This window comes from Bacillus sp. SCT118, from assembly GCF_058566435.1.
On sequence record NZ_CP191225.1, the window covers coordinates 2,262,899 to 2,288,741 of the forward strand.

Genomic DNA, 25,843 nt, shown 5'->3' on the forward strand with positions numbered 1-25,843 from the left:
AAAAAATTGTGAAAGATTAGCCGCTAAATAATTTTGGCCGACTGTCACGATCGGATTCTTGGCATGATCAAGGCTCTCTTCATCAGGTTTGTGCTGGCTTCTGCCTCCAATATAAACACCGACAGGCTTGCCCTTTATTTCCTCAGGCGTATAACCGGCGTGATACAAGAGTTTCAGACACTCTTCCAACACGAGCAGTGCTTGCGGGTCCATCGCCCTTACGTCTTCTTCGTGAAGCAAAAAGAAATCAGGATCAAAATAGCTGACGCCATCAATCACGCCGGCATAATAGGGCGTTTTACAGCCCCAACGCTCTGCCGGAATCGGGCCGATTGACGAACACCCCTCGGATAGTAACGACCAATATGACTCCAATGTCTCTGCCCCAGGGAATCGGCAAGAGAGTCCGACAACGGCAATACCTTCTGCATGAGAGTCCGGTGACAAAATCGCTGGCGCCTGAATCTGAGGTGTAAGAGCTCGATCCTCCGCAGGAACAGATGCCTCCGCCTCTATTTTGTTCTCCAAAGGTGCTGATGCATCCGATATCCTGCCTCCGAATAAAGCGGACAGCCTTTCGGAATAAGAACCGATCAGCCAATCTGCGAACCTTTGAATTGTCGGGTATTCATATAGAATCGATGGATCGAGCGCTGCCTCTAATTTGCGGTTTATACGCTGGAGCACCTGTGCCAAAATGATCGAATCCACGCCATAATCCTGAAACGCCCCGTCAATCTCGAAGTCTTCACGATCTATTCTCAGCTCTTCGGTAAACAGATCAACAAGCCAGGACTGTGTTTCAGATAATAATCCATCACATTTGGAAACTTCATCGGCCTCTTCAATGTCTCTGGCTGGCGGGCTCTGTAAAGCAGCTTCCTGCAAACCGCCCTCACGCGGTTTCCTCCTCTTCATCAGCAGTTCCGGCTCCCAGTTTGTTTGATTCGCCATTGCAGGGAGAACAACCGGTCCGAACATTTTCGATACAATTTGATCTAGAAAACGTAAGCCTTCTGAATTCGTAATGCTCAACAAGCCGCTTTCCCGATACGCTTGATTTGCCACTTCACCCATACCGGTTTCTTTCCAGTTCGGCCACTGAACACTGATGATAGGCGCATGTTTCTGATGTGCTTCTGCAAAATAATCCATATAGCTATTGGCCATCGCATAGTCAGCTTGTCCCGCCGAAAGCTCCGGAATAATGGCTGAAACAGAAGAAAATAAGACAAAAAACTGTAAAGGCTCGTTACACACATGGCGATATAACGTTGTAAGACCTGACACCTTAGGTTCCAGCACCCGCTGGATATCATCTGAAGTTTTTCGGATAAATGCCAGCGTATCCATATCCGTCAGACCTGCACAATGAATGACACCGCCAATCGGTCCTAATGTTCGCTTGATATGTTGCAGCGTTTGCTCAACCTGAGCATCATCAGATAACGTTAGCGACAGCATCTCCACCTGTACACCCTTCGCTTCCAGCTCCCGCACTGCCTGGATTTTCTGGACAACTGATGTGTTCGAGGTGTCAAAACGAGTCCATTCCTCTCGCGGAGGAAGCTGTTCTCGTCCGGTCAGCACCAGTTTTTTCACTCCATAGCACTCTGCAAAATGACGGGCGCATAATAGTCCGATGCCGCGTGTGCCGCCTGTAATGAGAAGCACATGATCTTTCGGGAAGACCGCGCTCTGTTCCGTGGCCTTACCTGTTTCCGGATGAGCTTTTAGAAAAGCTTGATACCGTAAACCATCTCTGTAGCAAACCTCGGCATCATGAGAATCGGAATAAAACTCATCAGCGATCAACTTCGCGAGACGGCGATGATCAGTAACCTCCTCAGCATCCATATGCCTTGATATAAGATGGCTGTACTCGCATTGGAGCATTCGATACAACCCAGCCCGTGAGGCGCCAGCCATCCGGACAGATGTGTTTTGAAACGATTCGAGCCCCTTCGTCACACAAAGCAGCCTGAGCCCCTCTTTATGCCCGAATTCAACCAGTCTTTGCACCCATTCAATCCAATCCAGCCGGCCCTCATCATCCTTACCGCATCCGATGACATCCACTAGGCCGTCAAACTCTTTCCAATCAATGTCTGACTGATCATTTTCTATCCGGCTCACATCTAATAAGAGATGATTCGGAAAATACGAAGACACTTCTGCTGCTAAATATGCTGTCTCTTGATTGCTCAGGATGGCAACAGTTCTTGTCCCCGGCACTGCTGAGCCAATTGGACTCAAACTCCATTGTTTCGTCAAAAAGCATGCGGCGCGATCTTCAATCGCATTAACCAGTTCTTTTTTGTCTCTTTCTGAATGTTCCTTTGCCGGCACCCAATAGTGATCCTTCGCAAACGGATATGAAGGGAGGCTGATCAGGCGCGGTTTGGTCTCTCCGTATAATGTGTTCCACTGGATTGAGACCCCTTTGACCCATAAATCAGCAAGTTTGGCGTATTTTCTTTTTCTGATCCAAGCATCAAGTGCCAACGCCATATCTTCATCTGCTGTAAAAATAGTCTGGGTCTCTTTATTTCGATGAGACTGTCCCCGGAAAAATTCGTCTGTTTCTTCCTTACCGTCAACAAACGCCTGCAGTTTCTCTTCAAGTTCCTGCATCGTCCCCGCAACACACGCCAGACGCTCATCCATTTCTTCGCGCCCGACCTGCAGGGTGTAAGCGATGCGGTGCAACTCCTGATCTGTATATTTTTTATTGCGAATCGCCTCAAGCAATTGCGAAGCACGATCTATCAGCCTGCTTTTATTTTTAGCCGACAGCACAATCACGTTTGGCTGTTCTGTAGCCGTGTGTTCTGAATTGGCTTTTGGCATATATTCTTCAACCACAATATGCGCGTTTACTCCGCCAATCCCAAACGAACTGATTCCGGCACGGCGCGGAAGCTCGTTTCCGTCACGATCTGTGACAGACTTCCATTCCTGTTTTTCCTGAACGATGTAAAACGGACTGTCAGTCAGCTGAAGATAAGGATTAAGCGTCTCGCAATGCAGGCTTTTCACTAATGTTTTATGCTTCATTTGCAAAAGCACTTTGATCAAACCGGAAATACCTGCTGCTAGCTCTAAATGACCGATATTGCTTTTAACTGAGCCGATGCCGCAACGGTGATCCGGAACATCCGGCTGGCTCTCGCCTCTTATATTGGATAGTTCCTTAAACGCGGCTTTCAGCCCATTTATTTCAATCGGATCGCCCAATTCCGTCCCTGTTCCATGTGCTTCGATATATGTGACAGTGCTTGGATCTATGCCTGCTTGGCGATATGCACGCACCAACAAATCAGCTTGTGCTTTCGGATTAGGCGATGTCAGGGTATTGGCTCTTCCGCCGTGATTTTCCGCTGTCCCCCGAATAACGCCGTAAATATGATTTCCGTCACGCTCGGCATCTTCCAGCTTTTTCAACATGACCATTCCGACCCCTTCGCCTCTGACATAGCCATCCGCATCGGCGGAGAAGGTTTTACACCTGCCGTCTTTGCTGAGCATACCCGCCTTGCTGTAGCTAATATGCGCCTCCTCGGTTAAGATCGTATTCACGCCTCCAGCGATCGCCATCTCACAATCACCGTTTTGCATCGCAGTCACAGCACGGTGAATGGCTACAAGAGAACTGGAACAAGCCGTCTCTACTGGTTCGCTCGGACCATGAATATTTAAAAAATAACTCATTCTATTCGGGCCTACCGAAGGAATCATATGACCTGTAGCAGCATGGCCTTCAATTGGAAGATTCGCTCTATGGAATAGATCTTTATAACCGGTGTTTCCCGTACCGATAAAGATACCGGTCCCTGTACCCGAAAGGCGTTGCGGCGAGCAACCCGCATCTTCCAGTGCCTTCCACACGTATGTCATTAACAAGCGCTGCTGAGGGTCTACATAATCAGCTTCTCGCGGCGAAATACCAAAAAACAACGGATCAAACTCTGCGACACCATCAATAAACCCGCCCCATTTGATGTCGGTTTTATTGACGTCAGTGTCTGGGTTTCCATAATGCTCCCGCCAATCCCATCGATCTTTTGGAACTTCTGTGATGCTGTCTTTTCCTCCTTCTAGGTTTTTCCAAAATTCATCTATATCCATAGCGCCAGGGAATCGGCCGCTGATGCCGACAATTGCAACCGGCTCAAAATCGGCAGCCTGCTTTTTGTTTCTTTCTGCTTTTGCAATAACAGGCTGTGTAAAGCGGCGCTTTCTACGTGATGTGATTTTCGGCGCTTCATGAGATATTGTCTGTAACTCTTCCTGCCGCTCTGGTTTTTCACGCTCCTGAACCAGGGTGTCCTCATGTTCAGCGGTCAAATATTCAGCCAGGCTTTGGATGCTTCCATATTCAAAGAAAATGGTCGGCGTTAGCTCCAACTGAAATTCTTCGTTGATCTTGTTTGTAAAGACCGTAAATGTAACGGAATCAAATCCGTATTCACTCAGCTCTGTATTGACATCAATATCTTCACTATTTACTTTTAAAATTGCACTGACCATGTTGCTTAATGATGCCTCCAGGCTGCTTAAACTGTGCACTAAGTTTGTTCTTTCATCTATGCCTTTAGCAGTAGCATCTTGATTCCATTCGCCCTGATACGCAGCAACTACATATTCAGCCAGGCTTTGGACGCTGCCATATTCAAAGAAAATGGTCGGCGTTAGCTCCAACTGAAATTCTTCGTTGATCTTGTTTGTAAAGACAGTGAATGTAACTGAGTCGAATCCGTACTCACTCAGCTCTGTGTTGACATCGATATCGTCAGTGTTTACTTTCAAAATTGCGCCAACCATTTGGATTAAGGCTGCTTCCAATTTTCTAGTTTGTCCTTGATCCTGATCCGCCTTTCTCTGATCGTTCCGCTTGGCTTTCGATCCTGCGGAAAGCAGTTTTTGTTTCATTTTCTGAAGCTGTCCTTCCATCACAAAAACTTGCGGCTTATCAGATGCTATCCCTTGATAAAATGCTTTCAAGCCACTATCTGTCGGCATCGGGACCATTCCCGTCGTTTTCAGCATTCTCTTTTCATCTTCAGCGCCGACTTGCATACCGCCTTCTTCCCATAACGGCCAATTGAAGGAAATGGTGGAGCCGAATCTTTTTTTTGATGCCGCAAGAGAACGGCGGTATTCAGCAAATGCATCCATAAACGAATTGGCTGCCGCATAATCGGCTTGTCCAGCGTTTCCTAAACATCCCGAAACAGATGAGAAGAAAATGAAAAAGTCCAATGGGAAATCCTTGCTGCATTCGTCTACATGTAACAACCCGCTCACTTTTGGCTGCAACACTTCTTGAAACTCTTCATTCGTTTTATGAATGATGAAGTGATCTTTAATGCTGCCTGCACCGTGAATAATTCCATTGAGAGTGCCATATCTTTCTTTGATTTCCTCAAAAAGATGACGAACCGCATGCTGATCACTTACATCAGCCTCTCGATAGACAACCTCCGCTCCGATGCTTCGAAGAGCCTCCAGCTCGTTTTCCTTATCCTCACTTAAAACAGATCGTCCTGTCAGCACAATAGTAGATCGACCAGTTCGATCGGCAATTTCCTTTGCAAACAGAAGGCCTAAGCTTCCTGCTCCGCCTGTGATTAGATAAACACCCTCGTCTCTCCACGGCATGTGAAGCGTATCAGCTGAAGGAAGCACCATTTCCCTCCAGCCTTTCACAAAACGGTGTCCAGCCTCATATCGAATCTGTTTGTCAAATGGTCTCCGGCTGTCGTCTTTCAGCTTGAGGTGAAGGTCTATCATCTCTTCAGGTTTCTCAATTTCGATGACCTGAGCAGTCAGTTTGCTGAACTCTATTTCTGCTGTTTTAAGCAGACCGGAAACGCCGGCAAACAATTGCTTCTCTTTTTCCAGCGGAACAATCGCTTGAATGATGATACGGCCTGCAGAAAGCTCACGGACCTTGCTTTGCAGGAGTTCAAAAATGTTCTGCGTGTAACATTGATAACGTTCAGCAATATGTCCTACAGCTTCGTTCAGAGTAATCACACGGGCATCTTTCATGTGGGAGGCAATGCTGTCTGTAACACTTCGTTCAGTTTCGAAGAGAACAATGATATGCTCCGTGTACGAAGAATCTTCGTCCTCTCGTTCTTCATTCTGTTTTTCCCACACCGGTTCAAGCATTAAGCGTTCGTGCCGTGATGAAGGCTTTGAAGTATGAACCTCCCCTTCTAATACTCTCGTTGAGAATCCTTTGATCCTGACACATACGCTTCCACTCTCGTCAATGACATCAATATCCGCTTTCTGAACAACCCCTCCGGAGTGATCGCTGTCACTTAAGCGAGCATAAGCCCACATAGAAGAAGAACACCCTTTGATCACCTCAAGCTCCTCAAGCGCAAATGGCAAAATCAGCTTTTGATCCATCAATTCCTGCATGATGCATATTGTTGCTGTCTGCAAGGCGGAGTCCATGATACTTGGGTGCAGCACAAACTGTTCATTCGTTCCAGAAACGATTTCTGGAAGCTGCAGCTGCGCCAAAACCTCTCTGTTTCCTATATTCACATTCTTAATTCCTTGAAAGGCCGGACCATGGAACATTCCTCTGCTTCTGCCTTCTTCGTAAAATTGATCAGGCGACATCTTTCCTTTGCCGCAGCGGCGTGACATTTCAGTGAGATCTGCGACTGGCGTTTCGGCGGCAGATGCCAGCTCCGCACTGCCTTGACTATGAATAACAGGGTCGTCCCCGTCTTCCTGTGTACTGTAAATGTCAAAGGTGATTTTTCCATCTTCCTCAGGAAAGAGACTGATATCCACTTGAGCTGAATGTCTGTCAACCACAACAGGCTGAACCCAGACTGTATGATTCAATCTGATTCTGACATCTTGGCCAATTTCACTTCCTGCCGCCTGGTTTATAGCCGCGTACGCCATTTCAAGGTACGCAACACCAGGAAGCACAGGCTTTCCTCTTACCACATGGTCTCTCAGGAAAAATTCGTCACCAGTGAAAACTGAACTGAATTTCTGTTCAGAAAAATCAGATGTATTCTGATGAAGCAATGGATGAATAGAGCCGATCCCTGTCTGATTTCCGGATATCTGCGCCACCAGTTTGCGGTCATCCTGCGCCGGCCAGTATCGTTCCTTTGCAAATGGATAAGTCGGCAGACTCATTCTGTTTGGGCGCTCACCCTTGTAAAGCTGCATCCAATCTATATGCGCTCCCTTGCTCCACATTTCTGCAAGCTTGTTTACTTTTCCTTTGGCCATCCACTTACGTATGAGTTCAGCGCTGTCCTCATCCTCCGTCAGCCATGAAACCTCTCTGGCATTGTGCTTACTTCCTTGAAAACAGCCTTCAATCGCTGTATTTCCATTGATAAAATCTGTGAGCCTCTGTTTTAACTCATTTACATGATCGGCAATAAAGACAACGCGATGCTCCATCGCTTCGCGCCCCACCTGAAGGGTATACGCAAAATCAGGCAGCTGGCTGTTCTCAAGCCCTCTTCTTTCTAAATAGGCCAGAATGTCTTCTGCATACTCTTGCAGCCTCTCTTTATTTTTCGCCGAGATCGGGACGATGCAGGTTCCGTCTATCTTTCCCTTATCTGAATCCCTTTTGAATTGTTCAAAAATGGCATGGGTATTTGTCCCGCCAAGCCCGAACGAGCTAAGTGCAGCCCTGTGCGTTTTGATCTCACGGCTTAACGTTTTCTTTTGATCGACGACGTAAAAAGGAGAGCTGGCTAAGTCTGTATTTGGATTCGGCTCCTTATAATTGATACTCGGTGCAAGCTCTTGATGATAAAGACTCATCACGACCTTAATGCAGCCCGCAAGACCGGCGGCTGTATCTAAATGTCCGATATTGGTTTTCACCGACCCAATGCCGCAAAATTGCGTTTTATTTGTATATTGCCTGTAAACGTTTGTTAAAGCCGCCAGCTCGATCGGGTCCCCCAGCTTCGTTCCGGTTCCGTGTGCTTCTACATAGCAGATGGATTCAGGCTGTATCTTCGTTTGATTCATGACCTGTTGGACCACGTCAGCCTGGCCTTTAACGCTTGGAGCATAAAAGCCGACTTTGTCAGCGCCGTCGTTATTTACACCAATGCCTCTCAGCAAGGCATAGATATGATCCCCGTCCTTTACTGCATCAGCTGCTTTTTTCAGCAATACAACAGCAACGCCCTCACCGCCTATCATTCCGTCAGCTGAAGCGTCAAAAGCTTTAATATGTCCATCACTCGAAAAGTTCAGCCCCGGCTGATGCACATATCCGATATTTGACTCGGTATGCAGCGTTGCACCGCCAACTAAAGCATAATCAGATTCACCCGACAGCAGGCTTTTATAGGCAGAATGCAATCCAATCAGAGATGATGAGCAGTTGGCATGGACGAAATAGCTTGGCCCTCTCAGCCCGAGCTTATGAGAAATCATTGTCGGAATCGTCCCGCTCTGTGCAAGCACCCACGAAACATAGCCGTCCGGCGTCTCCAAGCTCTCTGTTGTATCTGACGGCAGCAGCGCGCGATAAGAATTATTGCTTGCCGACATAAAAACACTGGTTTGCGGAATCTGCCTCGCAGCATAACCGGCATCTTCTATTGCTTTCCATGAATGAGTCAGCAGCATCCGAAGCTGAGGGTCCATAAATTCAGCGTCTTTAGGAGAGATTTGAAAGAAGCTTGGATCAAATCTGTCTTTCCCCTCAATTGAAGCTTTAGCCGGGACATAGTCGGCATTCTCCGCTATCTCCTTTGAAATGTCAAAGCGCTGAAGCTCTTTTTTACTGAAAAACGTAATGCTCTCCTTGCCGTCTCTGAGGTTCTCCCAAAATTCATTATGATTTTTTGCCCCTGGAAATTCACACGATATGCCAATAATCGCCACACTATCCTCATAATAGTCCGGGAGATCACTCATCTCGGTAGACTGATCTTCTATATAAGCTGGCGGTTCTGTCGGCACATGGTCACTTGCATCGCCCATTCGTTGTTCAGTGATGTACTGGCTGATATTTTTAATCGTTGAATACTCAAACAGGTCTGTGACAGAAAACTCACAGGATAGTTCATGTTTGATACGATCAGCCACAGTGACCGCGAGAAGCGAATCCCCGCCCACATCGAAAAATCCGTCATCCCATTCAATGTCACTCGTTTTCAGCACTTCCTGCCAAATGGTAAAAACAGTATCCTGAATGTTCTTAGGAGAGGTCTGCCTTTGCTTTAGCTGCTCCCCTGATAAATCGATATTCTTAAGGCTGTTTCTATCTATCTTTCCGTTCGGAGTTAACGGCATATGATCAAGCTGAATAAAATAAGAAGGCACCATATAGGCAGGCAAAGCGTTTTTCACAAAATGACGCAGCTCTCTCGCTGTGAGAGAAGCATTTGCATGTTTAGCTGTATAATAGGCAGCTAGGTTATCCATATCTGCGACCACAACGCATTCCAGAATGCCGGGATGCTCACTAAGCCTGCTTTCAATATCACCAAGTTCAATACGGAATCCGCGGATTTTTACTTGATTATCGATGCGGCCTATATATTCAATTCGCCCTCCCGGAAGCCAGCGGGCCATGTCTCCCGTTCTATAAAGCTTAGACCCAGGCTCAAAAGGGTTGTCAATGAATCTCGAGTCCGTTAATTCTTCCTTTTTGTAGTAGCCCTTCGCCACACCGTCTCCTGCAATGCACAGCTCACCCGGGACACCTGCCGGCACTGGCGCGAGCTGAGAATCCGTAATATAGATTTGTGTATTGGCGATTGGCCTTCCTATCGTGGCATGAGAGCATTCATCGTTAATGCGCTGAACCGCTGACCAGATAGTTGTTTCGGTTGGCCCGAACATATTCCAGGCTTCGCTGCCCGTATGCAGAAAATATTGTTTTAATGTCTCAGGCAATGCTTCGCCTCCGCATAAAATTTTCACGTTCTCTTCATTTTCCCAGCCTGAATAAAAGAGCATCTTCCACGTAGCGGGGGTTGCCTGCATCACTGTCGGTTTGATCGTGCGGATGTCCCGTTTCAGTTTTTCAACGTCTTTTGTATGCTCCGTTTGACAAATATAGCAGTGTGCGCCCTTTATTAAAGGCAAAAATAATTCCAGAGCTGCGATATCAAAACAGTAGGTTGTGACAGCAAGCATTTTATCCTCTGCCGTAAGACCTGGTGTTTCCCCCATCGAAACGAGAAAGTTTGTCAAAGCTTTATGCGGTATCATGACACCTTTTGGCTTTCCTGTGCTGCCGGATGTATAAATGACATACGCCAAGTTTTCCGGCGTGACAGTGCGTGTAAGCACTTTTCGATCAGAGGCTGTTTGAGCAATATCATCCCAATCTTGATCTAAAAGAGCTGTTGTGACACCGTTCCAACTCAACGTATTTACTAATTCCGATGTCGTCAGTGTAATGAAAACTTCACTGTCCTCAAGCATGTATTCCAATCGTTCAGCCGGATAGGACGGGTCTAGCGGCACATACGCTCCCCCAGCCTTGAGGATCGCTAATAAACCCACTAGCATGTTTAGCGATCGATCCACATAGATCCCCGCCAGACGGTCAGGACCCACTCCATGCGCCTGCAAATAAATGGCCAGCTGTGTGCTTTTTTCATCCAGCTCCCGATACGTCAATGTTTGACCTTCATAGCTGACAGCCGCTCTATCAGGCGTCTTTTTCGCCTGCTGCTCAAACAACTCATGAAAAGTTATATATGGATACGTTTTTCCTGTGGCGTTCCATGTTTTGAGAATCATCTGCTTCTCTGCCTCAGGTAATAAAGAATACTCTTTTAAAGGCTGAGAAGGATTCAACATCGCCTGCTCTGTTACATAAACAAAATGGTCGAACATGGCGGATATAGAAGCCGCATCAAACAGCCCAGTATTGTACTTGATGTTCAGCTCCATTTTTTCTTCTGTTTCCCATAGTTCAAATACTAATTCGTATTCGCCCTCTTGGTGAATACACTCAACGAAATCGACAGAAAAGAAGTCAGCATAGCGGTTCAGCAAACTTTGATAGCTTCCGGATTGAAGAAAATTCTGATAGAAAAAAGCGGTTTGAAATACCGATGAACCTGCTTGACTGCGAGGAATATTCAGATCCCTCACCATTTTTGGAAAAGGATATGCTGCATGATCAAGCCCATCCAATATCGTTAATTGCAATTTTGAAATAAAGCTAGAAAAAGTGTCTGCCGGGTTCAGCTCACTCCGAATCGGGAGCATATTGAGAAAATGTCCAATGGCATCATCAAATCTTTCTTCCGGCCTCACCATGGCCGGCATGCCGACGATCTGTTCCTTTTGGCCGGTGTAACGGCCAAGCAGCATCATATAGCAGCTTAAGAATACCGTCGTGACATTTACAGAATGCTCTTTCGCAAACGTTCTGACCTGATTCATGAAGCCGCTGGACAGCCGCCTGGTGTATGTATCCTCTCTAAACTCAGAATCGATTGAACTTGCGCTGACCTTATGCAGCTGAAGATTCGGCAAAGTTCCCGATAGCTGTTTTTGCCAATATGTACGATGCTTCACACCATCTTTGCCGGCAAGCATGTTTTTCTCCCATCCCGCAAAATCATGATAAATGGCAGGAGAAACAGCTTTTTCCGGATGCTGTCCTTTTAAAAGAAGCTGATAGGTATCAAACAGACTGCGTATAAATGTGACAGACGAAACTCCGTCAAAAATCAAATGGTGAATGACAACTAATAAAAAATGCTCTTGTTCAGATCTGGAAAAGCTCATGACACGCACTAACGGGCTGTTTTCCTTTACATACGGTTCCTTTACTTTCTTTCTAAGAAAAGCAGGAATATCAGACTCTTTCATACTTGAGATGTTTTCTGTCTTGATTTCAATTGAAAGTGCTGGCTCATTTTTAAGAAATGGCACTCCGTCTTTCTCTTGGATGACGTGCTTTAAGATTGGGTGCTGATTCAATACAAGGCCGAAAGCCTGCTGTAATGTTTCAAGGTGGAGCCCTGACGAAAATTTAAAACAGAGAGGTACGTGATATGCACTTTTTTCGGGTGACATTTTTTGCAATGTCCATAATCCTTTTTGAACCTCAGAAAGAGGCTGAAAAGTTGCCTGCCTCCTTTCCGGTCCGGTTTTATATGTGTCCGTGCCCTTTTTGTCAGCAGACGAGCTGCTGAGGTCTTCATGTTCTGATAGATAGCTGGCTAAGCGTTCAATTGTAGGATATTGATGTATCTCTCTGGCTGTTAGTTTGATATGGTAGTTTTTCTCGATCGATCGAATGAGCTTCATCATCTTGATAGAATTCACACCAAGACTTTGGATATTTGCATTTGGCTCCACCCAATCGCGGGAAACGTGCAGCTCCTCAGTCAAACAGGTGAGCAGATGCTTCTGTATTTCTTCCCTTACTCTTTTCACCTGGTCTGCTTGCTGTATATCCTCATCCTGGACCGCATCGTTCATCCGATTGGGTTTATGTAGCAAGTGGTCGAACTCTCCATTTTCAAATGAAGTTTTTAGCTGGGTGCGCTGGATCTTTCCGATAGCCGTTTTTGGAATCTCTTCTTTTTGTACAGGCAGCAAATATTCCGGGGTGACTCCGATCACCTGTGAGACATGGGATTGTATGTTTCTAAGAAGCTGAGACATCTGCTCATCATTTAATTTTGCAGAAGTAACAAAGAAGATAGCCAGCTGATCTGTTGAATTCTGGCCCAGACGGACAGCGCAGGCAGCAGTATAAGAAGTTTCAATTTCAGATAATTCTTCAACTGCAGACTCAATTGCATGACTGTAATAATTAATGCCGTTAATGATAATTGCATCTTTCGTACGGCCTGTTATGGTTAAGCGCCCGTTTCGCAAAAAGCCAAGATCTCCGGTTTCAAACCAGCCGTCTTCTGTAAACACACTCTCATTCAAATCAGGCCGCTGGTAATAACCGCTAGTAACAGAAAGACCCGAGACTTGAAAACGGCCGATCTCGCCCTCTTCAACCAATTCATTATGGTCATTCACAATTCTCATAGAGAAGCCGGGGATTGGAGAGCCTATTTCAACAAAATGATCATCATCACTTGTTCCAGCCCGGGTAAATTCATGAGAAAAAATAACGCCCGATGAAGTTTCGGACATTCCCCATGCAGGTCGGATGGCGTCAGCAGGCAGTCCATGTGGTTCTAAAAGCTCAAGTATTCTGCGCCCTACCTTGGCTACCATTGCTTCACCGCCATTGAGCATGTATCGCATTGAAGACAGATCCCATTTCCTACCTTTTATTTCTTCTGCAAAATCAGTGACCAGACCAAACGCAAAATTCGGCGCCCACGTAACAGAAGCTCGGTAATGATCAATCCAATCCAGCCATTTCAACGGCTCCATTAAGATTGTTTCGCTTGAGACGTTAATTTCCTGACAGCCAAGATAAACATCCCGCAAATGCAGCATTCCGATCCCTCCGACATGGTCAAACGGCATCCAGTTAAACGTAATATCCTCTCTGGTGAAGCCTTGCATTTGAATAATCCCTTTCACCATGCTCATAATGTTACGATGATTAAGCATAACTGCTTTGGGCGTTCCCGTACTGCCTGAAGTCAGCAATAAAAGCGCTAAGTCTTCGGGACTGGATTGATGCCAATCTGTGTCCGCTTCAGCGCTGAGCAGATCCTCTACAGCAATTGCCCTGAACCCTTCAAGCCCTTGTTCTTTTGCCCAATCGAGCATTTTTTGGTGCATCCCCCGGTCCGTAATCACCGCTGGCTTGTCAAGAAGCGTCCATGCGTCTTTCAGCTTTTGGGTGCCGCTGCTCGATTCAGCATACGTTGGCGGAACGGCTAATGGAGCCGGAACAATCCCTGTTAACACACACCCCCAGAACGCAGGGAGAAGCTGTGAATTGTCACCAAGCTGCAAAATCACGTTTTGTTTTGCTTTCAGGCCTGATTGGCGAAGCCCCTTCGCAATGCGCAGTCCATCATCCCATAATCGTCTGTATGATTGGTAAACTTCAGTCCCATCCGGCTGCAAATAAATGATTCCCTTTGTATCCCCAAGCTCCGCCGCCGTTCTGTATAAAACTTCAGGTATTGTTGCCGGCTGCTTTTCAGATATATGTAAAGGCTCCCCATGACTGACAGAAGGATTAGCTAATATGCGGATATTATCATTATTTCTCATCACGCTGCCTCCATTTCACCTGCAAAATTTATATATATTTTCAGTTAATTACCATATAAACCTTTGATTCTACTTTTGACTTCTTCATGATGAAATGTTTTCTCATGCATCATCAATTCCTGTTCAATGACGCGCGGCAGCTGATCGCGAAGCGGGGCAACCAAATGATCTTTCAGTGTGACCAGTGAGTTTCTCGGCTTTTCCGCCAGTTCTTGCGCCAGCTCCACTGCATAATCTAACACTTCTGCACGGGGCAGCACCTTAAAAGGAACCCCTCTTTTTTCAAGATCAGCTCCGCGGTAGCTGCCCGCATTCAATAATATTTCCTGGGACAGGCTGAAACCCAGTTTTTTAGGAACGATAAAGGTAGCGCCCATTCCAGGCGTAAATCCGTATTTCATAAAATTAGCCGTATACACGCTTTCTCTGCTCAGAATGACTATGTCAGCAAAGAGCCCCATGACAAAGCCGCCTCCAATTCCATGGCCCTGCATTGCCGCAATAACTGGAATCTCACAATCCAGCGCCAGAGAATAAAGATTGTCATCAGTGAACTTGGTCAATCCCTGCTGAATTCGAAGCAGTCCTTCTTGCGTTCCTCCTGAAGCAAAATAATTATCATATCCTGTCAAAATAACCGCTTTGTATTTGGGGTTCTGCCGTATGTATTCAAACGCTTGAATTAAACCGTCTGTAAGTTCTTGTGAAAACGCGTTTTTATGAGTGCGATCTTGCATCTTTACCTGAATAATGGCGGATTCAATTTCGATAAGCTCTACAACAGAATGCGTCATGATGTCCTCCTAACGGTTCTGATTGTCATTTTTAAACGGTTACTGATCCTCCCATGGGAATTGCCCTGTTTCAACATACCTGATGATTCCCATTTGGTTTTGAGGATCAGAAAACATGTTTTGATTTGCAGTTAAAGCGGTGGCTTTCGCACGACTGACTTGATGATCAAGTGAGCTCATAAACTGTTTATAATGTGCGATTCCTTTTTTATTCAGCCTCCGCAAACGCAATAAATGCTTTCTCAGCAGCACGTCACTTTCAGCATCAAAAGCATCTATTAACCCCCATTCACTGGCTTCCTGAACGGAAATCGGCTTTGTCATAAGCGTCATATAATGCGCTTTCTGCCAGCCGATACGGCGGATCAGAAACGGTAAAACACAAGCAGGGTACAGGCCGAATAGCAGCTCAGAGAGACTGAATGACGCCGTCTGATCAGCAATGGCAATATCTGTGGCAGATACGAATCCAAGACCGCCTGCATTCACTTTTCCCCTGACATGAGATATCGTGACGTAAGGACCGGTCTGCAATTTCAGCCACAAATCATAGAGAAGCTCTTGGGAGCTTGCCTGTTTTCTGCCCCTTTTCATTTCCTGATAGATTTCTTGAAAATCAGCTCCGAAACAAAACACCTCGGGAAGCCCCTCTAAAACGACAACCGTCACCGTTGATGTTTCACATTGGTTTAACACTTGCAAGCATTCTTCTATCAGCGTGTCATTAATCGTATTATTCGCTTCAGGACGGTGAAAGGTAATATAGCAAACCGACGCTTGAAAGCGGACCTTTATCGTTTGATAGGTCACGAGATCCACCTGTACTTCCGATGAAACTCAGAAATTTCTTCTAAAAACAAGCGCGGTTTCTCTTGAGTGGACTGCATGATGCCCGGTATCATCTCAAAGTCCAGCTTTACATTGCGCGTCCCAAACCGCACCATCCCGCTCCCCTTAAACAGCAGCTCATACTCTTCCATGGAGAGCTGATAGCGGCGGTCCAAATGCTTCTCAATACCAAATGTTCGCTGACGCTCCTGGCCTTGCGGAGTTGTAATTCCGCTGTAAAATTCAGAACAGCAGCCGGATCCGTAGGAAAAACAGCCAATTCGTTTAGGCGTATCAAATCTCCCTTGGTCTATCGTGCTGGCCAATGCCAGAAACAAGGCTGCCCCCATAATATTTCCAACCCGTTGACAGTAGTTTAAACCTGGTTTTACACGAGTTAAAAAATCCGGCTCGATCCCAGATGTTTTCACCTTCGCCACCTTACGCATCATTGTCCGGTGCGCACCTTTCACCATCCCGCCAAAGGGCGTATGGTAAGCAAGATATTGAAACGTGTCCTGATAATTGGCACCCGGTACACGCTTTTGATATTCCAGAAAAGTCTGTTCGCAGCAATCCAAATATGACATTAAAGACAGATCAGAATCTCCCGCTTCACTGTCGGGAATGGGGCGGCACGTGTCCATCACTTCATAGCCGTAATAACCATTTGCTCCGGGATCTATTTGAAACACCTCGGGATTTTCGCCAACTAAAACGGCCACCGCTCCCGCTCCGGCGCTCGGTTCCGCATAAGACCAATCTTCGCTTAAAGCGTCTCCGCCCTCAGCGATTAAAAAACGTGAAATATCACTGGCGATAACCAGTGCTTTGGCACCCGGAGAGGTCTGGGATAATATAAAATTCACCGCCATCTGAAATCCCGCTGTCCCTGAATAACACGCCTGTTTAACCTCAAACAAACGGCAGTTGCGGTTGAGACCTAAATATTCATGGATATATGTACTTAACGATTTCCCAAAGTCGATCCCGGATTCAGAGCAAGTGATCAGCAATTCAATCCGGTCCTTCTCTGCTTCAGATAAAGCATCAATAATCGGCTTAGCTGCATTGACTCCGAAGGTCACGGGATCTTCATAAGGCAGTGCTACCGCTTTTTCTTTCATTAATAAGTTTTCAAATCTCGCAGTATCCAAGTGTCTGTATTTGGCCAGCTCCATGACATCAAGGTATGCCGTTCCGCCAAAGACATTCATCGCTTCTATTCCGGCTGAAACCATTTATGATTCGCCTCCACATTTCTCAATGTTTTGTATACAAACCGCGGTGTTCATTCCGCCAAACCCCATGCTTAAGCTCAGCGCATTTTTGATGCGGTATGAAATCGATTTCTCATTTACCCAATGAAAAGAATCATCGATTGGATGATCCAAATTCCGGCTCGGATGCAGGGCAGATTTTTTCATTTGCAGCAAAACAGAAATAATCTCTACGATGCCCGCCGCACTAAGCCCGTGTCCGGTTATCGATTTTGTTGCATTGATATAAGCATGGGAAAGCCGGCATGCACGGAGCGCCTTTAATTCTATTTCATCTCCAATAAAAGAGCCTGTTCCATGAGGGTTAATATAATCAATATCTTCTGGTAAAAGCCTGGCACGCTCCAGTGCCTTCTGGATGACATGAATCTCTCCTTCTAATGAAGGATCAGGATTCCGGTTTCCGTCCAGTTTGATTGACCAGCCAGACAATGCTGCATAAGGTTTGAGACCTCTTCGTAAAGCCGTCTCCTTTCGTTCTATTACCAATGCACCGCACGATTCTCCATAGATAAACCCGTCTCTGTTTTGATCGAAGGGACGGCACGCTTTTTCAGGTTCATCAGCATATTTGTCCGTCCCCATAGCGCCTAAAGCCCTTAGCGCCTCGCATTCCATATAAGAAAGATCCATTAAAGCACCAAGTGCTATGCAAGTATCAACTTCGCCTGACAGGACTTGCTGAATTGCATGAATGACTGCTAACTGGCCGCTGGCCGAGGCTCCTCCCACCGTATATGCTAATCCCGTGATGCCAAACTGATCTGTACATATCCCGCAAAGATCGCTGTCCATGAAAGACAGGCCATACGCCGGAGAAATAAAACCGGAGCGGTCTTGATACCTTTCATAAACTTCAAAGTTTTCTCTCTGCTGAAAATTTGACCCGCCAACAACCAGTCCGATACGTGAGGAATCTGAATCGTCCAATTCAGCCTCCTCCCAAGCCTCTGTGAGAGTTACCAATGCAGCGCGGCTGGAAAATGATGCTTTTCGCAACATTTTTTTAGAGAGTCGGTCAGGATAAGACAATGACGCAATTTCGGCTCCGATAAACCGGCTGTCTTTTTGTCTGCCTGAACGCTTCATGACATCAAAGGCATGTCTGCCGGACAAGAGCGAGGAAGCAAAGTCCTCTTTCCCTTGACCGATAGAGGCCGTGACGCCTACACCGGTCACCACCACCTCAGGCAGATTGCACTTTGTCATAAAGCACCTCAGCTAATTCACCGATGTTTTTCACCCCGGATAGCTCAATGCGAGGGATTTTTAACGATAAATCCTCTAGCACCATCGTGATAATTTCAGCTCTGTCTACAGAGTCAGCTCCTAACTCAACTAACTGATCTTCAGGCTCAAATCTGTGTCCGTCTAATTCAGGAAGCACCTCGCAAATATTGGTGATTAGTACTTCAAAGATTCTCTGCTTATCCATAATGCGCTCTCTCCTTCAAGGGATTATTTTAATGATTTTTATAGGTATATTTTCATAATATTCAAACTTTTATTTTTATGTTGTCTGTTTCATGCGACGGCTGATACATCGATTGCATCCGTTCATGAAGCAATACTGCCGTTTCTGTCATTAATTTTTTCCCGATTTCATCCACATGGCGGTTTCGCCAATTTTCTAATTGCGATCCTTTGACCCATTGATTAAAGGCTCCCAGCGCGGGACCGCAGTGAATTTGATAATCGACCTTCGAATGTTCGCTTCCGCTGATTGCCAATTTTGAGCTGTATCTGAAATACCATCGAAAAATCAAAGCCATTTTATGCTTCGGATTTTGTTCAGCCTTCTCAATGTCTGCAGCGGGATAATGCAATGCAATATCTTTATATATGTCTTCTATACTGCGTTTAAAGTATTTCTCCTCAAGCTGGGCCAGCATCTTTGCATCCAGCTCACGTATAGACCCATACCGCTGATACAGTTCATATAACTTGTTTGCCCGTGCGGGAAAGAACACGCCTTTCTTTAGCACCTGCACTTTACTGCCCGATTCAAACATATCACCTGCAGGCGCATAGGCTGTATCTTGTACATTCATCTGCTGAAGCAAATCCTTTACTTTATCACTTGTTGCCGCCTCAACCGTACATTGATTGATTGAGCCTGTTAGAATAAAATCAGCTCCTAGCATAAAAGCCGCCATCGCTGCCTCAGGTGTTCCAATTCCTCCAGCTGCACCAACTCTTATTTTTTTCCGGTATTGATATTTTTTCATCATTTCATCTCTTAAAGATGTCATCGCCGGCATCAGGCTGTATGCTACACCGCCATCTGTATGACCGCCTGAATCAGCTTCTACACAAATATCGTCGGCCATCGGAATGCACCGCAACAACTCAGCTTCGTTCATAGTGATTTTATTTTCTCCTAAAAGCTTTTGCAGCATATTCTCAGGCGCAGGACTCAGAAATGATTCTGCAACTTCCGGCCGTGATATTTTTGCTATGAGACGATTTGAGCATATAACGTCACCATTTTGATTTCGTTTCACTCCTTTTGCGCGGTACCTTACTAATGCGGGAGTGACACTTAAAAATGCTGAAGCTTCCACAATGCTCACTTGATTCCTCAATAAAAGATCGATCATTTTTTCTTCTGATTCAGTATGTTTCATATTGTGGACCAGATTGATGCCGTAGGCTTGTCCTTTCCCTAATTCACCTTGTATAGCATGGATCGCATCTTCAACCTCTTTCAGGCTCAGACCTCCTGTGCCAAAGAACCCCATCATTCCCGCTCTTGACAGCTTTACTACCATTTCTTTCGAAGCAATGCCGCGGTACATTCCGCCTGCAAGATAAGCATATGTAAGATGATAATCTTGTTTAAATTCAGCACTTCCTAAAGATTCTGCCGTAATCCCAGCTTGAACATTGCGTTGCTCCTTTAGATGCGCACTGATCGCGGGGTTCTTTTTCGGTATATATGTCAATGGTTCAGCTTCATTTTTAATCCGATGAATGAGACCGGTTAAAACAGCTCCAGGCCCAATCTCTGCAAACTCCATTTCTCCTCTCCCCATCAGGAAACGAATGCTGTCCGTCCATTTCACTGTGTTGTCCATTTGTTCAGATAATGTATCTTTTAATCTGTCTTGATGGTATGGCTCTGCGTAGACATTGGAGATAACCGGGATCGCCAAAGGTGCAAACTGGAATGAGTCAATATATTGCTTAAATACCTGTTTGGCTTCATTCATATATCTGGAATGAAAAGCTCCGCTCACATTTAATGGATGAAACAGCTTTACATCCTTGGTGTTTTCAAAAATAGCCCGAGCTTTTTCAATCTCTTTTTTCGGGCCAGAAATCACAATTTGCCGGGGCGTATTTTCATTTGCCACATCAATGTCATGAAGACGGTGCTCTTCTAAAACGGCTGTAACTTGTTCCTTACTCAGGCCGATCACAGCAGCCATTCCGCCCCCTGTAATTCGTCCCATCAATTCTCCTCTTTTTTTGACGAGCCTTAATCCGGTTTCAAAATCAAATGCACCGGCTGCCATCAGCGCATTGTATTCTCCTAAGCTATGTCCTGCCGCAAAATCAGGTTCTCTGCCGGTCTCCTCCACTTTCTTCAAGTAACTGAGTGCATTAACAACGTACAAAGCCGGCTGCGTGTATTCAGTATGATTTACATCCAGATATGATTTTTCGGTACATAGCTTCTCTATTGAATAGCCCAATATTTGATCTGCTTGATCAGTCAAATGCTGATATTGTTCAAATAGCCCTTGTCCCATCCCCTTTTGCTGGGAGCCTTGCCCCGGAAAGACATATGTAATCATCTTGTAAACTTCCTTTCTGGTGTACGGAAATACTCAACCGTATTCAGATTTTTCAGCTCCTGATGAAATGGTGTTATGATTGAGCAGCAACGGTCAGCTGAATCACTCGGAATCAGCTGTTTCACAAAAGCAGCTAAGGTGCCGGATGGCCCTAAATCGATAAACTTGCATGTACGCTGGCTTTCCAAATATCGAATCGCTTCACGAAACATCATTGGCTTTCTGACCGCATTCCAAAAGAAATTCTCGTCCATTACGTGAAGGCAGCTTCCCGTTAAGCTCGATACAATCGGTATTGACGGTTTTTTAAAAGATTTTGATCTTAAAAATTCTGCATAGGCACTCTCTGCCGGATCAATAAGCGAAGAATGAAAGGCATAGGATACAGGAAGCAGCTGGCAAAGAATCTGCTTCTCCTTTAAATCCTCCATAATCTTCCTTATATGATCTTCTTCACCAGAAATGACGAAGTGCGAATCATAATTGATAGAAATGAGTTCACTATTTCCAAACAGTTGCGGATAATCATTCAGCAATTGCGGTTTGTCCAGAATGGCCACCATTTTTCCTTTATCGCAGGAATTTTGAATGATAATAGCCTGTTCAAGTATACAATCCAGTATATCCTCTGCGTCTGACACACCAGAAACTGCCGCTGCTGCGAATTCTCCCAGACTTGATCCCAATACGTAATCAGGATAAATTCCCCTGTCTTTCAAAACCTGATATAAGGAATACTCAATCATAAAAATGGCGGGGTGGGAAAAAAGAATACTGTCAAACGGATCTGACATACGTTTACCTGGATGGTAGATTTCTTCAACAATGGATGTACCGATTCGCCGTGCTACAATGGCATCCATTTCAAGCATTGATTGGCGAAACACGGCATTTTCCTTAAATAGTTCTTTCCCCATGTGATAGTATTGGGAACCTTGCCCGGAAAACATAAAAACAAGCGGTTCATTCATGTGTATAACCTTCTTTTTTTATATTTATAACGGCTATTGGATTTCTCATTTCCATGTATGTTGTAAAGGCACATAGCAGCGATTGAAATGAAATTAATAAATGGAAAAGTCTTATATGAAAAAAGTAAAGGAGATTCAACTTGGAAGGATTGCTATTGGTGCTCTGGATGCGGTTCATTTATGACGTGATCGTAGATGTATGTTGATATCTCAAAATTGATGTAACATGATAACAGGATCAGCAAAGAACATCGACTCTATGATTGGTGGGTGCGGTTAAAAAATGGACCATCTAGATGTGGGAGCGATGGTTTGACAGACCGGCTGACATAGTTCAAATGTCTAACTTAATTTATCAGCCTCTTTATGTAACAGTATATAAAGTTATTCAATTAGAAACAGTGTCAATCGAACGATTGAATCTTTAAAACTTTATACCTTAAATGAAAGGAAATCTGTGTTTAGACCTGATTGATGAGATACATGGCCATAGGGGCAAATGCTTTAGCGTGGCATTGCTTCCGCATCTTTCTTTATGCGATGAATTAACCCAGTTAAAACATTTCCAGGCCCTACCTCCTCAAACTCCATATGGCCTTTTTTCATTAAGTAGCTTATGCTGTCAGTCCATTTCACTGAATGATTAATTTGATCAGCCAGCGTCTGTTTCATGAATTCGTATGTATACGGTTTGGCATACACATTAGAAATAACCGGGATAGACGGAGGCGAAAAATAAAAGGCATGAAGGAACTCCTCAAATTCTTCTTTTGCCTTATTCATGTATCTGGAATGAAACGCGCCGCTTACGTTTAAGGGGAGAACCATTGTAACTTCAGTCATCGCTTCAAAAAGAGATGCGGCTTTTTCAATCTCATCTTTTATTCCTGAAATTACAATTTGATATGGGGCATTCACATTAGCGATATCAACATCATGTAAATGATATTCTTTCAGAGCCTTTGCAACCTGCTCTTCATTTAGTCCCATAACAGCTGCCATACCGCCGTTGCTTATCAGACTCATCAGTTCGCCTCTTTTTCTGACAAGCTGTAAACCTGTCTTAAAATCAAAGGCGTCAGCTGCAAATAACGCATTGTATTCACCCAAGCTGTGCCCGGCGACAAAGTCAGGTTTAACTTCTTCATCCTTGATTTTTTTCAGATAGCTTAGTGCGTTTACCACATATAACGCCGGCTGAGTAAATTGCGTTTTGTTTAAATTGGAATAAGGATTTTCCAGGCAAAGACGTTTGATTGAATATCCTAAGATCTCATCTGCCTGATCCGTCAGTTCTTTAAATTCATCGAATAGGCCGCTGCCCATTCCCTGTTTCTGTGAACCCTGACCTGGAAAAACATATGTGATCATTCTCTCAAAGCCACCCTTCCGATTAGTAGATGTGTTTCACTTCTGTATGACTTTATAATAGTGATGACCGGATAAATAGTAGCATGTTCATGTTGATGGTAACCTCTGTAAATATTATCCGTCAAGTTAATTTTTCCTACAGTTTGCTCGATTGTTTTTCTGCTTTTTTCCATTGAGGAATAAAGGATCAGGAGATATAACAGAACATAAGAAAAAAGACCCGGATTACGTATAGGGCGCCATATCATGATAATGCGCTTCATTTTCTTTCAAATGAGTTTTCAAAATAAATAACACCCATCTATGTAATCATTTTCGAAAATAAAAATCATTTAGATATTCGAAGAAAAATAGGATAATAGATTCAGAAGGATTATTTAAAATCAAAAATACCTTTTTGGTTTTTACGAGTGCGAAATTTCACAAAATATTCTTTCTTATCAATTTGAAAGTAAATATTATGCTGATAAAGATCCTTTATCGAATGGCCGGGCAATTTGCCAAATGAGTGACCAGGATACACCCGTACATGGGGTGAAACCTCCGACTTTATTCTTTGAATACTATCAAACATCTCTTCCGCAGAGCTGCCATCATCCTCACATATGCCGCACCCTTCTGTAAACACCGTATCTCCGGTAAAAATACTCTCAGAAAACAAATAACACATTCCGCCGGCTGTATGCCCCGGTGTGAGAAGGCATTGTGCTCTTGTGTTTCCTATGCTGATTGTCTGATGATCATCTAGGCTAATTAAATTTCTGCATCGGAATTGATAACAATCAATTTCTTTTTTTGACATATAAACTTGAGCGTTAAACATCTTCGTCAGCGGGTCTACCAGATTTACATGATCATAATGAGAGTGTGTCAATGCGACTGCCTTTAATTCCGCTTCGAGTTCAGAAAGTGTAGTGGTTATCTTACTCAATTCCCATGAGGGATCAACAACAATTGCAGATCTGCTTACAATATCTTCAATGATATAGCAATAATTCGTCCAGCCCTGATACCTTGTTTTAATTGGATGCACCTTGTAAGTAAGATTCATTTATACCATCCCTATCATGTAAAGTTCTTAAACGATGGACCAGTGTTCACCCCTCAGTCCGTCTTTCATTCCACTTTACCAAACAGCATGATTGTTTTCCATTTTTTTCAGAGATCCTTGTTCTTTGAAAATAAAAAAGCGACTCTTTTGGACGCATGCCCAACAAGAATCGCTTTTCGCACTAGTGCCTTAAGGATGTCGTTTTTGTGTCTCACGTGTATCTTCCACGCAAATTGACTCTACATGCTGCATAATGACCCGCTTAATTCGGTCTTTATTCACTCGCACAGGGTCAAGCATGGCATGTAAAGCCAAGCCGTCAACAAGCGCGTAAAGTCTCTCAGCTTCAATGTCTTTATCAGCATTCTGCTTCAGTAAATCGGATTCATCTAAATAGGCAATCAGATTCCGCATGCCGCTGAAAATCCCGTCATGATTCGCATCAAACATATCCTTTTTATGTCTGGCGTAAGCAGTAAAAGCAAACCAAACCTCCATCTCTCTAATCGTTTCTTCATTCGTTGGGACCATTTCAAGCAAAATTTGCAACACTTTTTCCTTAGGGAGCAAATCCCTCACTGCAATGTCCTTAATTCGGTCCGTCACCTTTTCTTGGACAAGTTTCATTGCAAAAGCAAGCAATTCATCCTGTGTAGAGAAATAATGGCGCAGTGCACCTAATGACAATCCTGCTTCCTTTGCAATGTTCCTGGCTGATGCTCCCTCCATCCCTCGTTCTAAAATGACGCGCCACGTTGCTTCTGCAATTTGTTTTCTTCTTTTCTCATGGTCAATTTGTTTTGGCATAGCTTTATTGTAACAAGAAAAAAATGAGAGAGCAATTTTTATAATACAGTTGTGTTACAAAAACAAAGATGGTAACATATTATTTAAATAATACAACTGTATTGAAAAGAGGGGAATGGATTGAACGGTATCGCATGGATGATTGTTTTCTGTGAAATTGCGTTTTGGGTTGTCATTGTTTTGGGGCTTGCTGTACGCTACGTATTCAAACGACATACATTAGGACTGCTATTCCTTGCCTTAACTCCAGTTATCGATTTGATCTTGTTAGCGGCAACTGGTGTGGACCTTTACCGCGGAGCCTCAGCGACCGCAGCCCATGGGATTGCAGCTGTTTACATCGGTATATCGATCGCTTATGGAAAACAAATGATTCAATGGGCAGATGAAAAATTTCAATATTATGTGACAAAAAAAGGCACAAAACCGCTGAAACGTTTTGGAATGGACCATGCCAAGCACGGTGCGAAAGGCTGGCTAAGACATGTGCTGGCCTACTTAATTGGTGCGGGACTATTGGCAGGGATGATCTATTTTATCAATGACTCTGCCCGAACCGAGGCATTGAGAGGCATTCTTAAACTGTGGACTGTCATTATAGGCATTGACTTTCTCATTACTGCCAGCTATTTTATTTGGCCAAAAAAAGAGAAAGCTTCGGCGAATCTCAGGAGTTAACATGATGAAAAGGCCCTTCCCCAGTGGAAGGAGCCTTTTTTGGTTTTGTTAAAATATGCTATACTATTTTCGT

General features: G+C 44.6%; 13 protein-coding genes (1 of these 13 only partly in view). 1 reads left to right on the top strand and 12 read right to left on the bottom strand.

All coding sequences use genetic code 11. From position 1 onward, the window contains the following. From pksJ to ACQVGT_RS11615, 12 genes are all read right to left on the bottom strand, one after another. Positions 1 to 14,190 carry the 5' portion of a polyketide synthase PksJ gene (gene pksJ, locus ACQVGT_RS11560; protein WP_046340234.1) on the bottom strand. Its footprint begins 942 nt before the window's first position, so only the first 14,190 of its 15,132 coding nucleotides appear in the window; the start codon lies at positions 14,188 to 14,190; its stop codon lies off the left edge, out of view. Positions 14,191 to 14,234: 44 nt separating this feature from the next. Next, positions 14,235 to 14,984: a polyketide synthase gene (locus ACQVGT_RS11565; RefSeq protein ID WP_015383709.1), complete on the bottom strand. Its 750-nt coding sequence runs from the start codon at positions 14,982 to 14,984 to the stop codon at positions 14,235 to 14,237. 39 nt (positions 14,985 to 15,023) lie between these two features. Continuing rightward, a complete protein-coding gene (locus tag ACQVGT_RS11570; RefSeq protein ID WP_015383708.1) occupies positions 15,024 to 15,803 on the bottom strand; it encodes an enoyl-CoA hydratase/isomerase in 780 nt (259 codons plus the stop codon). After that, entirely contained in the window at positions 15,791 to 17,053 is a 1,263-nt protein-coding gene (gene pksG / locus ACQVGT_RS11575) for a polyketide biosynthesis 3-hydroxy-3-methylglutaryl-ACP synthase PksG (protein ID WP_015383707.1), read from the bottom strand. The genes ACQVGT_RS11570 and pksG overlap by 13 nt, the downstream gene beginning before the upstream one ends. Continuing rightward, positions 17,054 to 18,301, bottom strand: coding sequence for a polyketide biosynthesis malonyl-ACP decarboxylase PksF (gene pksF, locus ACQVGT_RS11580; RefSeq protein WP_015483245.1), 1,248 nt, complete (start codon positions 18,299 to 18,301; stop codon positions 17,054 to 17,056). Next, entirely contained in the window at positions 18,279 to 18,527 is a 249-nt protein-coding gene (locus ACQVGT_RS11585; protein WP_003231809.1) for an acyl carrier protein, read from the bottom strand. The genes pksF and ACQVGT_RS11585 overlap by 23 nt, the downstream gene beginning before the upstream one ends. Before the next feature lie 61 nt (positions 18,528 to 18,588). Then, positions 18,589 to 20,892, bottom strand: a complete 2,304-nt coding sequence (gene fabD, locus ACQVGT_RS11590) for an ACP S-malonyltransferase (protein WP_015383704.1) — start codon at positions 20,890 to 20,892, stop codon at positions 18,589 to 18,591. Further along, on the bottom strand, positions 20,889 to 21,863 hold the full coding sequence (locus ACQVGT_RS11595; protein ID WP_015383703.1) for an acyltransferase domain-containing protein: 975 nt from the start codon (positions 21,861 to 21,863) through the stop codon (positions 20,889 to 20,891). The genes fabD (ACQVGT_RS11590) and ACQVGT_RS11595 overlap by 4 nt, the downstream gene beginning before the upstream one ends. A gap of 504 nt (positions 21,864 to 22,367) precedes the next feature. Then, positions 22,368 to 23,234, bottom strand: a complete 867-nt coding sequence (gene fabD / locus ACQVGT_RS11600) for an ACP S-malonyltransferase (protein WP_015483244.1) — start codon at positions 23,232 to 23,234, stop codon at positions 22,368 to 22,370. After that, positions 23,231 to 23,497, bottom strand: a complete 267-nt coding sequence (locus ACQVGT_RS11605) for a hypothetical protein (protein WP_120363368.1) — start codon at positions 23,495 to 23,497, stop codon at positions 23,231 to 23,233. Before ACQVGT_RS11605 ends, fabD (ACQVGT_RS11600) begins: the two co-directional genes overlap by 4 nt. 110 nt (positions 23,498 to 23,607) lie before the next feature. Continuing rightward, positions 23,608 to 24,285 carry an MBL fold metallo-hydrolase gene (locus ACQVGT_RS11610; protein WP_015383701.1) on the bottom strand — a complete coding sequence of 226 codons (678 nt, stop codon included), beginning with the start codon at positions 24,283 to 24,285 and terminating at the stop codon, positions 23,608 to 23,610. Positions 24,286 to 24,474: 189 nt separating this feature from the next. Next, positions 24,475 to 25,092 carry a TetR/AcrR family transcriptional regulator gene (locus ACQVGT_RS11615; RefSeq protein ID WP_015383700.1) on the bottom strand — a complete coding sequence of 206 codons (618 nt, stop codon included), beginning with the start codon at positions 25,090 to 25,092 and terminating at the stop codon, positions 24,475 to 24,477. A 120-nt stretch (positions 25,093 to 25,212) separates the two neighbouring features. Here ACQVGT_RS11615 and ACQVGT_RS11620 point away from each other — a divergent pair, with 120 nt between their 5' ends. Continuing rightward, positions 25,213 to 25,770 carry a hypothetical protein gene (locus ACQVGT_RS11620; RefSeq protein WP_015483242.1) on the top strand — a complete coding sequence of 186 codons (558 nt, stop codon included), beginning with the start codon at positions 25,213 to 25,215 and terminating at the stop codon, positions 25,768 to 25,770. Positions 25,771 to 25,843: the final 73 nt, after the last annotated feature.